General features: G+C 61.1%; 11 protein-coding genes. 4 read left to right on the top strand and 7 right to left on the bottom strand.

The window, feature by feature from the left end; genetic code table 11:
* Positions 1 to 159 precede the first annotated feature (159 nt).
* Complete coding sequence (locus HU767_RS08820) at positions 160 to 1,767, bottom strand: hybrid sensor histidine kinase/response regulator (protein ID WP_186729329.1); 1,608 nt, start codon at positions 1,765 to 1,767, stop codon at positions 160 to 162.
* A 101-nt stretch (positions 1,768 to 1,868) separates the two neighbouring features.
* Here HU767_RS08820 and HU767_RS08815 point away from each other — a divergent pair, with 101 nt between their 5' ends.
* The 3 genes from HU767_RS08815 to HU767_RS08805 all read left to right on the top strand — a co-directional run bounded on the left by HU767_RS08815 (position 1,869) and on the right by HU767_RS08805 (position 5,067).
* Positions 1,869 to 2,507, top strand: coding sequence for a response regulator transcription factor (locus HU767_RS08815; protein WP_186729301.1), 639 nt, complete (start codon positions 1,869 to 1,871; stop codon positions 2,505 to 2,507).
* Positions 2,508 to 2,826: 319 nt separating this feature from the next.
* The gene (locus HU767_RS08810) at positions 2,827 to 3,324 is read left to right on the top strand and encodes a hypothetical protein (protein ID WP_186705823.1); all 498 of its coding nucleotides are present in this window, start codon (positions 2,827 to 2,829) and stop codon (positions 3,322 to 3,324) included.
* A gap of 93 nt (positions 3,325 to 3,417) precedes the next feature.
* Positions 3,418 to 5,067 carry a hybrid sensor histidine kinase/response regulator gene (locus tag HU767_RS08805; protein ID WP_189656154.1) on the top strand — a complete coding sequence of 550 codons (1,650 nt, stop codon included), beginning with the start codon at positions 3,418 to 3,420 and terminating at the stop codon, positions 5,065 to 5,067.
* On the opposite strand, the gene HU767_RS08800 is transcribed toward HU767_RS08805, so the two are convergent.
* Together HU767_RS08800 and HU767_RS08795 are read right to left on the bottom strand one after the other, a co-directional pair.
* The gene (locus HU767_RS08800; protein WP_186729300.1) at positions 5,048 to 6,403 is read right to left on the bottom strand and encodes a PAS domain-containing methyl-accepting chemotaxis protein; all 1,356 of its coding nucleotides are present in this window, start codon (positions 6,401 to 6,403) and stop codon (positions 5,048 to 5,050) included. The two genes, HU767_RS08805 and HU767_RS08800, sit on opposite strands and share 20 nt — an antisense overlap.
* Before the next feature lie 84 nt (positions 6,404 to 6,487).
* Positions 6,488 to 7,393 carry a transcriptional regulator GcvA gene (locus HU767_RS08795; protein WP_186729299.1) on the bottom strand — a complete coding sequence of 302 codons (906 nt, stop codon included), beginning with the start codon at positions 7,391 to 7,393 and terminating at the stop codon, positions 6,488 to 6,490.
* 113 nt (positions 7,394 to 7,506) lie between these two features.
* Here HU767_RS08795 and gstA point away from each other — a divergent pair, with 113 nt between their 5' ends.
* A complete protein-coding gene (gstA, locus tag HU767_RS08790; RefSeq protein WP_186729298.1) occupies positions 7,507 to 8,106 on the top strand; it encodes a glutathione transferase GstA in 600 nt (199 codons plus the stop codon).
* A gap of 185 nt (positions 8,107 to 8,291) precedes the next feature.
* On the opposite strand, the gene HU767_RS08785 is transcribed toward gstA, so the two are convergent.
* From HU767_RS08785 to HU767_RS08770, 4 genes are all read right to left on the bottom strand, one after another.
* Entirely contained in the window at positions 8,292 to 9,749 is a 1,458-nt protein-coding gene (locus HU767_RS08785; RefSeq protein WP_186729297.1) for an amidase family protein, read from the bottom strand.
* 17 nt (positions 9,750 to 9,766) lie between these two features.
* Entirely contained in the window at positions 9,767 to 11,023 is a 1,257-nt protein-coding gene (locus HU767_RS08780; protein ID WP_186729296.1) for an MFS transporter, read from the bottom strand.
* A 12-nt stretch (positions 11,024 to 11,035) separates the two neighbouring features.
* Positions 11,036 to 11,968 carry a transporter gene (locus tag HU767_RS08775; RefSeq protein WP_186705817.1) on the bottom strand — a complete coding sequence of 311 codons (933 nt, stop codon included), beginning with the start codon at positions 11,966 to 11,968 and terminating at the stop codon, positions 11,036 to 11,038.
* Positions 11,969 to 12,038: 70 nt separating this feature from the next.
* Positions 12,039 to 13,031, bottom strand: a complete 993-nt coding sequence (locus HU767_RS08770; RefSeq protein WP_186729295.1) for a helix-turn-helix domain-containing protein — start codon at positions 13,029 to 13,031, stop codon at positions 12,039 to 12,041.
* Positions 13,032 to 13,033: the final 2 nt, after the last annotated feature.

The raw sequence follows: 13,033 nt of genomic DNA, 5'->3' as shown, positions 1-13,033 counted from the left end.
CCCGCAGCATGAATGCCTGCGCCAGTGCGCTATGGTTAAGGACTCTCCGCCAGCTTCTGCACGGGCGTGCAAGTGGCTGGCGTCATCTTCTGCCCAAAGCGGCTGCGCAGGAATACGCACAAACTGCAATCCACCGTTTCATAAAATGGAAGGATGGGCTCAGGTCCTGACACCGGCGAAATGCTTGGTCAATTCGAGCAGGGTCACCCGCAACTCCGGAGGTCGCACGGGCTTGGCCAGGATTGAAATGTTCATGTGGTGCAACGAATGACGAATTCTTTCGATTTCATGGCCGGTCATGATCATGGCGGGGACTTCCCAGCCCCGTTGTTCCCGAATCGCGGCGATGCATTCGGAACCGGAGACCTTCGTACCCAGGTCGAAGTCGGCAATGATGATGTCGCAGTCACTGGTCACGCCGACCCCGTCGCTATGGGTTTCCACTTCGCAGCCCCATTTCTCCAATAGCGCGGACGTCGCCATCAGCACGTTGGCGTCATCCTCTACCAGGCACACCCGCAAACCCTGCAAACGGCCTTGCGTGGGCACCGGCCTGTGTGCCGCGACCCTTGGCGCGACCGTTTCCAGCCCCTGGATCATCGCGCGTGTACCCTTGCCCAGCCGGGAGTCCAACCGGATGTCCAGGTTGATCAACTGGCTGATGCGCTTGACGATGGACAACCCCAGGCCCAGCCCTTCGACGTCCTTGTCCCGGACGTGGCGTACCCGATAAAACTCCTTGAATACCTCGGGCAGATGCTCGGCGGCAATGCCCCGGCCCTTGTCGTAAATGACAATGGCGACGCCACGGCCTCTGGGACGCACGCCGATCAACACCGGTTGGCCGGGGGCGTATTTGAGGGTATTGGAGACCAGGTTCTGCACCATGGTCGCCAACAGCCCGGCGTTGACATTGACCCAGTGCCGACAAGGCCGCAGGCGCAACTCGACACCGGCCCAGCGGGCGGCTTCGGTGTTCTGCTTGACCACGTCCTGGAGCAACCTGCCCAGGTGCACGGGTTCGGCCTGCGGTTCAAGTTGGCCGTTATCGAGGGTGTAGATGTCCAGGATCGAACGAAACAGCTGCGACACGATGTGCAACGAGCGGTCGATATTGTCTACCAGTCGCAACTCTTCCTGCCCCAGCCGGGCATCGCGCAGGCAAGCGGTAAACAAACCGATCGAGTGAATCGGCTGGCGCAAGTCATGGCTGGCCTGGGCCAGGAAGCGGGATTTTTCCTGGTTCGCGGCAATCGCCTCTTCCGAAGCGATGCGGGTACGGGTCAGCAGGATATGCGCGTAGGCAGGCACCACAATGGTGGTGACGATCAGCATCAGGAACAGGTAGGGCTGGCCACGCCAGAACGGCGTGAGCAGGAAAATCACCACCAGGGTCGCCAGGGCGATAGCGGTTGCCAGCGCCAGGTAGCGCGAGCCGAAACGCATGCCATTGCCCAACGTGACCCAGAGCAATGCAGCGTACACCGGTAGCAGGCCCTCCCCACCCACGATCAAGGCGAAGGCGAGACTTGCGTAATCCAGGGTCATCGCAAAAAGACGACGCAGGAAAAAGTGCCCGGGCCAACGCTTGATCGCCATCCGCAGCGGGACCGCGGCACCAAAGAAAAAGGCCATGTACCACAGGATCGGTACATAGGTTTCGAAATCACTGGCCAGACAGGCCACCACAATGATGTAGAGCGCGGTGCAGGCACCGACCGTCAACCTCAACGTCGCCTGATCAAGCTCGCTATTCTTTTCCGTCATATTCAAAGGATTATTCCAACATGAAAGTTGTTTCAAACTTGAAACCCAAGGGGGCAGTTTAGGTTACGATGCGCGAACTTGAAGTCAGAAGGATCTGAAGCATGACCTGCCTAGTTATTGTGGCCGATGACCATCCTTTGTTTCGCGAAGGTATGTTAAGAACCATTGAACGGCTTCTGCCGACGGCCACCATAGAACAAGCTGGCAACCTGGACGAAGTGCTGGCTCTGGCGCGGTCCGGCATCGAAGTGGACTCCTTGGTGCTGGATTTGCGCTTCCCCGGTATTAAATCGCTGCAGGTCATAAGCCAGTTGCGTCATGAATTCAAACGCACCTCGATCATTGTGGTTTCGATGGTGGATGACAGGGATGTTATTTCCCAGGTCATGGCGCTGGGTGCCGACGGTTTCATCGGTAAGAATATCGACCCCGCCGATATCGCCGACGCCATCATGGCGATTCGCGAAGGCGAAGTAGTGGTCAAGTATCAGGCGGAAAACGCCATCCTCGATGATGCACTTTCGCAACTGACCGCTCGTCAGCGACAAGTGCTTGGTTTGATCGCCGCCGGCAAGACCAACAAGGAAATAGCCCGGGCGCTGGGCATTTCCCCCTTCACGGTACGCATCCATGTCTCAAGCCTGCTCAAATCCCTGGGTGTTCCCACACGTTCAGCGGCTGCGGCGCAGTTTCCCAACGTTCCAGGCGATGGCGGATGGTTGGGCAAACCGCAGACGTGAAGGTATGACGTCGTGAATAATCATTGAGCGTTATCCCCCCTGCCCGCCGCCAAGGCCATAGCACACTTGTACTATAGCTTCGCTCCGTACTCTCCCCCTAAGCTGAAGACGCTCTGAAAAAAGCGGCTCGAACAGCCAAACATAAAACAATACCAACGCGCCATACAGACGCCGTGCCGTATCACTGTGCCTATTGAAAAGTTACGGCGTGCCAAGCCCGTGGATTAAATAAATCGATCGGCGGCGCAATGCTGGATCAACTTCACCGTCTGCCCGATTGAAGTGGAAGGGTCCTGACATCAACTCAAGGAAAGTCATTATGTCCTTCAACTATGGAAAAACACTTGGAAATGGATTGGCACTGTGCGTGCTGGCGGGCGTACTCAACGGCTGTGCAAACACCGGGGACTTGGGTAAGTTGATGAACACCCTGAACCAGGGAACCCAGAAATACGACGTCACCTACCTCAAGCAAACGATCATTCCGGGCAAGACGACAAAAGGCCAGATCACGCAGATGTTCGGTGCGCCGACCAACGAGGAACTCAATTCGACCAGCACCAGCAACGAGTCGAACTGGACCTATGAAAAGAATGATGAGGGCCTCGATAAGTACATGAAGCTGGCCCATAAGTACGTGTCGACCGAAACGAGCCTGAAGATGTATGAAACCTCGGCACAACTGGCGAAGGCACAAACCGTGGCCAACGACGTCAGCAGCGTGACCGGCACGAAAACAGGCCAAAGCCAGACCCAGGGTTCGGTATTGACCATCTATTTCGTCGACGACGTTGTGAAGTACTACAGGGTCTACTGACGCAATGGCGCCATCCGTTGGGGACGGCGTCCAGCCTGTCCCCAACTTTCACCCAGGCTAGCGGCTACGCTTGGAGGCATCAGAAGTCTTGAGATGCCAAAGCCGGTGGAAAAGAACAGCGAATTCGACCAAGCCACGTTACGCCTGACCGTCAGCGCCTGTGCGCTCGTGTATATCGGCATCCTGGCCGGCCTGTATCCAGAAGACGCCGCCAGCTACGTGCCCATCATTATTTACATCGGCACGTTCATTTTCGTCTCGGTGTTCCTGCGCATGATCATCAAGCGCTGGCCGGGACACTTCTTCTGGCGACGCCTGTTCACGATGCTGCATGACTACACAGGCATCGCGTTCGCCATGGTGCTGGGAGGTGAAACTGCACTGCCGATCTACGCAGCACTGCTCTGGGTAACCTTGGGTAATGGCATGCGTTTCGGCTCGCGCTACCTGGCGCTGGCAACCGCTATCGCGCTGGCGACCCTGGTGGTGATTTTCTGCCTTCAGCCCTTCTGGCGTACCCAGCCCTACATGTTCCTCATGCTGATCGTCACCACCATCGTGGTGCCAGCCTATGCGCATATCCTGCTGACCCGTACCCGTATCGCTTCGGAAGAGGCGATTGCCGCGAACCAGGAGAAGTCGCGCTTCCTCGCCCAGGCCAGCCACGACCTGCGCCAACCGATCCACTCCATCGGTCTGTTCACCGCCTGCCTGCGTGACGCTAGGCTGGGCATGGAAGAACTGCGGCTAGTGGACAATATCGACCGCTCGCTGCACACCGTCTCGCAGTTGTTCCGTTCGATCCTCGATATCTACACCCTGGACCACGGCAAGCTCGTACCGCAGGCCGACACCATTCACTTAGGGACTCTATTGCAAGAAGTGGTCAAGCAGAACACCGAGGCGGCTCGCTGGGCCGGGGTCGAACTGCGCCTGCGCACCTGCCCTTATTGGGTCAACGTCAATCCAGGCATGCTGACCACAATGGTCCAGAACCTGCTGTCCAACGCCCTCAAATACGCGCCTGGCCAGCCGGTGTTGATTGGCGTACGGCGCCGGGGCAAGCGCCTGGCCGTCGTGATCTACGACAAGGGCCGTGGCATCGCCGCCGAACATTTGCCCGAAGTGTTCAAGGAGTTCTACCGCGTGCGCCATGTCCGAGACAAGGATGTCGAGGGCCTTGGCCTGGGCCTGTCCATCGTCAAGCGCATCAGCCAGATACTCGACGTCGATATACACATCCGCTCCAAGGTCGGCCAAGGCACCCAGGTGGCGATCAGCGGCCTGGAGCTGGCGGCGCCAAGGGCCATGGAGCCCAAGGTGACGCCCGTCCAGCATCGTCTGGACGGATTACGGGTGTGCTTGGTAGAGGACGACGCCAACGTTCTGATGGCGACGTCGGCACTTCTGGAGAAATGGGGTTGCGAGGTTGAAACCCACAGCGACGGCGAGGGACTGACCAGCGATGGCGACATTGTCATCGCCGATTTCGACCTGGGCACGAAAGTCTCGGGCGCCGAGTGCATTGCCGCGATACGCGAGCAGCGCGGCTGGCAAGTCCCGGCGTTGGTCATCACCGGGCATGAGATCGAGCGGATACGTCAATCGCTGCACAGCCTGAACATCTCGGTGCTGGCCAAGCCCGTGCGACCGCCGGAGCTGCGAGCGGTATTGCTCGAGCTCGTCAAGCGCATGGATCGCAAGGGCGTGGACTCAGCTCACCTCAACCCACCCAGCCGATAGCCGTCTTGGGAATCACCTCGGACTCGTCGAGCTTGGACGCAAACATACTCACCGCATCGAGGGCATCGGTGGTCCCGTTCCGGATCTGCACGATGACCGATCCGGCCTGGTCTGCCAGGGTGACGCCACGCAAGGCGCCCTCATGGGTGACGTTCATGCTCGCGACGGCATCGCGGGTTTCGGAGAGGATCATGCCGATCATTTCGGCAATCTCCGACGTGGAGCGACTGGTGCGCCCGGCCAGTTGCCGGACCTCGTCGGCCACCACCGCGAAGCCCCTCCCCTGGTCGCCGGCTCGTGCCGCCTCGATGGCCGCATTGAGGGCCAGCAGGTTGGTCTGGTCGGCAATGCCGCGAATGGTGTTGACGATGGCGGTGATCTCTTCCGAACGCGCCCCCAGTTGCCCAACCAGGCGCGCGGAGGCGCCGATGTTGTCGGCGATTTCGCGCATTTCCTTGGCGGTTTGATGGATCACCAGAGCGCCCTGTTCAGCCACGCGCTCGGTCTCGGCGGAGATGTGGTAAGCCCGGGACGCGCCGCGCGAATCCTCTTCGAATTTCTCCACCCGCTCGGTGATGTCACTGGCGAACTTCACGATCTTGCACAGCTTGCCTTCGGCGTCGTAGACCGGGTTGTAGCTGGCTTCCAGCCAGACGACTCTGCCGTTCTTGCCGAGGCGCTTGAATTGACCGCTGAAAAACTCACCGGCGTTAAGACGACGCCAGAAATCGCTGTACTCCGAGCTGCCCACCAGGCTCGGTTCACAAAACATCCGGTGGTGCTTGCCCTTGAGCTCAGCCAGTGAGTAATTCATCACATTCATGAAGTTGTCGTTGGCGGTCAGGATGTTGCCGCCCAGGTCGAATTCGATCACCGCCATGGCCCGGTCGAGGGCAGCCAGCCGGCCACGGGTTTCGGCCTCAGTGGCCACTTTGACAGTCACATCGAGTGCGTACTTGACCACTTTCGCGACGCGGCCTTGTTCATCGAGTACCGGGTTATAGCTGGCTTCCAGCCACACGTTCTGGCCTGAAGCACTGCGGCGCTGAAACGTGCCGGACACGAATTGACCGGCGCGCAACTGGTTCCAGAATTCGCGGTATTCGGCGCTGCCCGCCAGCGCCGGGGTGCAGAAATCCCGATGGGACAGGCTGGTCACTTGCTCCGCACGGTAGCCCATGGTTTTCAGAAAGTTCTCGTTCGCCCGCAGCACCTTGCCGTCTGGACTGAATTCGATAACCGCCATCGACCGTTCAAGGGCGCCGACCAGTCCTTTGTAGGTTGTCAATTCGGCCGTCCTAGCCGTCAGTTCGTTTTTTAGTGTTTTATTAAACATGACGTACCCTCGGTGAACCCTGAAAGTGACCGGACCTTCTATTCATATCGGCGGGTTGGCTGGGGGCTGAACGGTACGGCGTAATTATGTTTCGGCGCCAAAACCCACCGAATCCATCAACCAGCTTCTAAAGGCCTGCACTTTTGGCGAATCGGCCAGTTCATGGGGGGTGACGAAATAGAAGCCCAGGTCGGACCTCAAGCGCAGGTCAAAGGGTGCTACCAGTCGTCCAGCCCTCAGGTCATCCTCGACATAGGTTGAGCGACCGATGCACACACCCAGGCCGTCCACCGCTGCCTGTACGGCCATCATGGCCAGGTCGAATGTCAGCCGGCTGCCTTCGGCCAGTTTTGTGGGTTGGCCGGCGGCGCTCAGCCACGCGCTCCAATCGCCGCTGGTCACCCCGCTGATTTGCAACAACGTGTGCTGGGCCAGGTCGTCCGGGGTCCGCAACGCGGTCGGACCTTGCAGCAACCTGGGGCTGCACACCGGGAAGATGTCATCGGCCATCAGCCAGTCGGCGCGCACGCCCTTCCAGTCGCCGACACCGTAACGGATGGCCGCATCGATGCCGCCCTTGCGCAAATCCACCCGTTCAGTGGACGCCGTGACGCGCACATCGATAGTGGGACACGCCTGCTGGAACGACGCCAGCCGCGGCAGCAGCCATTTGGAGGCAAATGAAACCAGCGTACTGATCGTCAAGACACTGTTGTTGCGGCTCTCCAGCAACATCTCCGTGCAATAGCGCAACTCATGGAAGGCCGAACGAACGCCGGGGAAATAGGCCTGGCCTTCGTTTGTCAGGGCCAAACCGTCCTTGAGCCGCAAGAACAAGCGCACACCCAGCTCCTCTTCGAGCCGGCGAATTTGATGACTGACCGCTGTCTGGGTGACGTTCAGCTCTTCGGCAGCCTTGGTAAAACTCATGTGTCGAGCTGCCGATTCGAAGGCTTTCAGGCCGTTCAAGGATGGGATTTTGTCGGCCATGATGGGGGCGCATGCTCATGAGATTTTGTCATACGCTAGCACTGAAGATGTCCTTTGAAAATGTTCCGGCCTTCACGGATTCTGCCGGCATATCCCCCATTCTTGAGGAAACCATGGAACTGTACTTCGCGCCCCTGACCTGCTCGTTGTCCCCGCACATCGTGTTGCGGGAATTGGGCTTGCCCTTTGAATTGATCCGGGTCGACAACAAGACCAAGCGCACCGCCGACGGCCGCGACTTCCTTAGCATCAACCCCAAGGGTTACGTGGCCGCCTTGGTGCTGGATAACGGTGAGGTCCTGACCGAGGGGCCCGCCATCGTCCAGTATCTGGCCGATCGGGTCCCCGGAAATACACTTGCGCCGGCCAATGGCACTTGGGAGCGAGTTCGTCTGCAGGAATGGTTGAACTTCATCAGCACCGAGATCCACAGCGGCTGTGCCCCGCTGTTCAATGCCGATATCGCCGAGTCAACCAAGGCAATCTTCAAGGCAAGACTGTTCAAGCGCCTGGACTACCTCAGCCAGGCCCTTGAGCAACAGGATTACCTGATGGGCCGCTTCGGCCTGGCCGACGCGTATCTATTCACCGTTTTGACTTGGTTGCCGTTGTTCAACATCGCGATCGGCGACTGGCCGGTACTGGCGTCGTTCATGGCCCGAATGGCGGCACGGCCCAGCGTCCAGGCGGCGATGGCGGCAGAAGCGGCATAATCCATTCCAGTGCAAACTGACCCAACGCTATCGCGAGCAGGCTCGCTCCCACAGTTTTTTTGAGTCGTCCAAGGCATTCGCGACCACCACACCCCCCTGTGGGAGCTGAGCTTGCTCGCGATAGCGGAGGGTCAGTCAATGATGAGCCCACTGCCCCAACGCCATAGCAAGCCACTCCCACCGTTTCACCGCCCGCAGGCGTTGACCGGCGGCACTCGGCCGCGCCAGGGTTGGGCGCGTTCCAGTTGGGCGGCCAGGGCCAGCAAGGTGTTTTCTTCACCAAAGCGCCCGGCAAAATGCGCGCCCATCGGCAAGCCATTGGCGTTCCAGGACAAGGGCACCGACATCGCCGGTTGACCGCTGGCATTGAACAGTGCAGTGAATGGCGAATAACTGTGGTAGCGCTCGATCAGTTGGTCCAGGCTCATGCACACATCCTGCAGGTCCAGCTCGCCAATCCGCACCGGCTCGCGGGTCAGCACCGGGCTCAGGATCACGTCGTAATCCTGCATGAATACCGCCAACTGCCGGCCGAGGGCATGAATCCATCCCACCGCCGCGGCATATTGGGCGCCGCTGACGTTGCCCTTGTCCCGCAAGATAATCCGGGTACGCACCTCCAGCTCTTCCGCCTGCACGGCAAACCCGCGCATCTGGCCCAGCAGGTCGACATAGTGCCGAGAGCTGGCGCCAATGATGGTGAATACATGGTCGAAAAACTCCAGCAACCCCACCGGCAGGCTCACCGGTTCGACACGATGCCCCAACGCCTCGCACAACCGCGCGGCCTCGCCCACTGCCTGAAGGCTCTGTGGTGACGTAGGCCAAGGCCCGAGCTGCTCGACCAGGGCGATGCGCAGCGGCTTGGGATCCGCCTGCACCGCCATCACATAGGGCAACGCCTGGACCGGCGCGGCATAGGGCGCGCCCAGGTCCATCCCGGCGGTGGCATCCAGCAGTGCCGCACTGTCGCGTACTGACAGCGTGATCGCATGCGGCGTGCCCATCCCCGCCCAGCCCTCGCCCATTACCGGCCCCGACGGCATCAGGCCACGGCTGGGCTTGAACCCGAACACACCACAACAGGACGCCGGCACGCGCAATGAACCGCCGCCGTCGTTGCCATGGGCGAACGGCACCACGCGGGCCGCCACCAACGCGGCAGCGCCGCCGCTGGAGCCACCGGCACTGTGTGCGTGGCTCCAGGGGTTGCGGGTGGCACCGAAGCGCGCGGACTCGGTGGAATACGACGTGCCGAACTCAGGCGAGGTGCTGGTGCCCATCACCTGGCATCCGGCACGGCGCAGACGCGTCACGACTTCCGATTCGAAATCCGCCCGACAGTCGCCCAGCGCGCGCGAACCGTTGGTCATCGCCGCGCCAAGCACCGGCGAGAACAGATCCTTGATCAAGGTCGGCACACCGGCCAGCAGGCCTTGGCCAACCTGTGGCGTGCGCGCCGCCTGCCGGGCCGAATCGTACAAGCGCTCGGCCACCGCATTGAGCTGTGGCTCGACCCGTTCCAGGCGCTCGATGGCGGTTTCCAGCAGTTCGCCGGGCTGGACTTCGCCACGCCTGACCCACTCGGCCAGCGCCGTGGCATCTTCACTGTCCATCAGTTGGTGAATGTCTTGCATACCCATGTTTCAGGTTCCTTATGTCACGACGATTGATGTGAGCCGACGGTGCTTGCTTGTCCCTGAGCCCTTCTCCGCAGGCCGACAACGACCCAGAGCAGCGCCAAGGCAAAACTGCTCAGGGCCAGCCACTGGATGGCGTGACGCAGGTCGCCGGCGAAGACAATTACCAAGGCCACCACCAGCGGACTGACGAATTGGCCGATGTACAGGCACGAGGTAAACCCGCCCATGCCCCGGCCGCGGGTGCTGGCGGTCAAGGCATTCATCACCGGCGCCATCACGTTGGGCACCAGCAACCCCGCCCCCAGGCCCTGGACGAACACCGCCACCAGCACGTCGTTGTAGCTTTGCCCGCGCATCAGCAGCCACAGCCCCAACCCCATCAGGCCGAGCAGCAGCGCGTTGCAACCGGCAATGCCGAAACGCCGGCGCAGCAACGGCCACATCAGCGAACCACCCAAGGTCGCCAGCAGGCTCAGTCCCGCGGCCAGGCCAATCATGGTGCTGGAGGTGATGCCCAGGCTGACCAACAGCGTCGGCGCCTGGATCGGCATGACGAACGTCAGGACCATGCCGCCCAGGATCATCAGGTAGCCGGCCAGCAGTGGCAGCACGGCAACCTTGGCCGGCCCCGACGCGTCGACGCGCGGCTCGGTCAGTTGCGGCTTCGCCACCGGCGGTTCCCAGAGCACTCTCAGCATCGCCGGCACCAGCAGCAACGGCAGCAGATACAGCAGGAACGGCGCGCGCCACGAATGCTCGCCGAGCACACCGCCCACCACGAAAAACAGCGCGCCCACCAGGCCGATGGTCACCACCTGGCGATTGACGTAGCGCAGCCGCTCCTCACCCTGCCAATAGTCGGCGATCAGCGTCGCGCAGCAGGTCATCACCGCCGCCTCCGTGCAGCCGAACAACAGCCGCGCCCCCACAATCGAAGGCAGGCTCTCGAGCATGGCCGGCAACGCGCCGAGCAAGGCGTAGAGCACCGTGGCAATCACCAGCAAGGCCTTGCGCCCGACCCGGTCGGCCAACCAGCCCGCCAAAGGCGCGCACACGGCAATCGCCAGGGCCGGGCCGGTGATCGCCAACGGCACCAGCAGATCGGCCCGCGGTTCCAAGGGGCCGAATTCGGCGCCCAACCTGGGCAGGATGGGCGTGACCATCACCGCGCCCATGATCGTCAGGCTGCTGCCCAGCATCAGCACCCCGCCTTCGCGCCAACCGGCCTGGCGCGACGGAGTGGCCGCCGGTGAAACGGAATTTGACTGGTTCATGGCGAGCCTCTTTTAGAAACTGTGAGAAATACGCAGCGCCGTGGTGTAGCCCTCGGCGCGGTTTCGCGCATCGAGCTCCTTGTAGACGTGCAGCCACACCGGGGGTATGCCGGGCTTGAAGTAGCTCACCGCCGGCCCGACCGCCAACACCCGGGCGCGATTGCCCGCTTCCAGGCCCGGCGCATCGTCGTCGGTGAATTGCCGGTAGTAAAAACCGCCCACGCCGACGGTCCATGGGCCGACGTGTTGGCCCACGGCGAACTCGTGACGGTACTCGACGCCATTCTTGTAGTCGGTGGCGTGGTTGCGCGTATTGATGTCGGCTTCGAAGCTCGAAGACACCTCGAAACCGCTGTCGGAGATGTACGTGGCGTTGAGGATCGGTGAGAAGGTCCAGTGGTTGAGACCCGGTGAGATCAAGCGATCCTTGTCGTAGTCGCCCGTGGGGGCCTGGATCTGGAACTGGGCGTTGACGAACAGGTTCGGCGACAAGGTCCACTGCAGGATCACCGGCAGCACCTGTATATCGGCCATGCGGAACGGATCGGCTTCCAGGTCCAGCGGGCCGATGGGTGTCTGCACCCGCACCGAGGCGTCCATCTGGAAGAACGGCACGACGGCGCCGAAGCCGTACTTGGCGCCCAGCACGGTGTAATCGGTCATGTGCATGTAGGCGACGCCGAGGGACAAGATATCCAGGGACAAATTGTTGTCCACGGACTTACCGTGACGATCCTTCTGCACGTTGGCCGAGTAGAACGCGGTGCGCAGGCCGACGGTGCCAAAGGGCGTGGCCGGCGGCATCATCCCCGCGCCGAAGTCGTAGACCCCGAACGCCGTGGTCGGCGCACCGTTTTCGGTGCCATGGGCAGCGCTACAGACAGCGATCAATCCCAGGGTTAACCCAGTACAGCGCAAGACGTTGGTTTTATTCTTCTGATTCATCGAATGCCCCTCCCGACCATGTGGTGTAGGGGTCATCCTAGGGAGCCGGCCAGTCAGCCGTTATCCGTTTTCAGCACAGATGCGTGCGACGCAGGGTTTGTGAAGGTGTCTCGCCGAACAGCACTCGATAGTCGCTGGAAAACCGGCTCAAATGCCAGAAGCCCCAGCGTGCCGCCACCTCCTGTACACCTTGGGCATGGCCGCCGCTGCGCAGTTCACGACGCACGGCATTGAGGCGCAACGCCCGCAAATAGGCCACGGGGTTGATGCCCAGCGTCTCCTGGAAGCAATACTGCAGTTTTCGCCGGCTGGCACCGATGTGGTTGCACAGGTCGAGGATCGACAGCGGCTCATCGACATGGGTCAAGGCATATTCCCGAGCGCGGTCGACCATGCGCTTGCGCGCCGTGGGGTTGAGCGGCGGCGCCTCATCCGGTGCCACCAGTTCCAGTATGTGCAGCATCACCGTGTCACGCAGGCCACGGCGGATCGACTCGTAACCCAGTAACGAGTCACGCCCCTGCTCGCCGCCTTCAAGCTCATCGAACAACGCCGTAAGCTCGGCGGGCAACGTCGAGTTGCCGAGACGGTAACACTTGGGAAGATCGGTAATTCGAAAGCGACTGCCCTGTCGTTCCAGCACATGCTCCAACGCCTGCTCGTCGATGGCGACACCGAGCAGGTCCAGATGTTGAGGCGTGCGCAGCTCAGGCAGGTTATGGCCACGGGCAACCAACAGGCTGGACTCGACAATCGGGTGCCCGGAGCAAAAGACCGGCCCGTCCGCACTCAGTGGCACGCTGAAAGTGATGGACCCCTCCCAGGCCATGCCTTGCTTGGTCAGGGCCTGGTTAGAGCGGTCGCGCACCAGCTGCATCCACTCCGAGCGGAACTCGATCAATTCACCGTCGAAGCGCCCGGGGGTCAACTGGTCATAGCAAACCTGCCAACCGCCCATGTTCCGGGCGTGCTCGTCGATGTCCGTGGTGCGAAACCGATTGATCGGCAGCATCGGCAACCCATCCGACGAGACCACGGGCTGCGCCATGTTGTCATTGTTCATTG

This window comes from Pseudomonas sp. SWRI179 (assembly GCF_014268705.1).
Taxonomy (GTDB): Bacteria; Pseudomonadota; Gammaproteobacteria; order Pseudomonadales; family Pseudomonadaceae; genus Aquipseudomonas; species Aquipseudomonas zanjanensis.
Note: the sequence above shows the minus strand (reverse complement) of the source record. Positions and strands in the feature narration are given on the sequence as shown.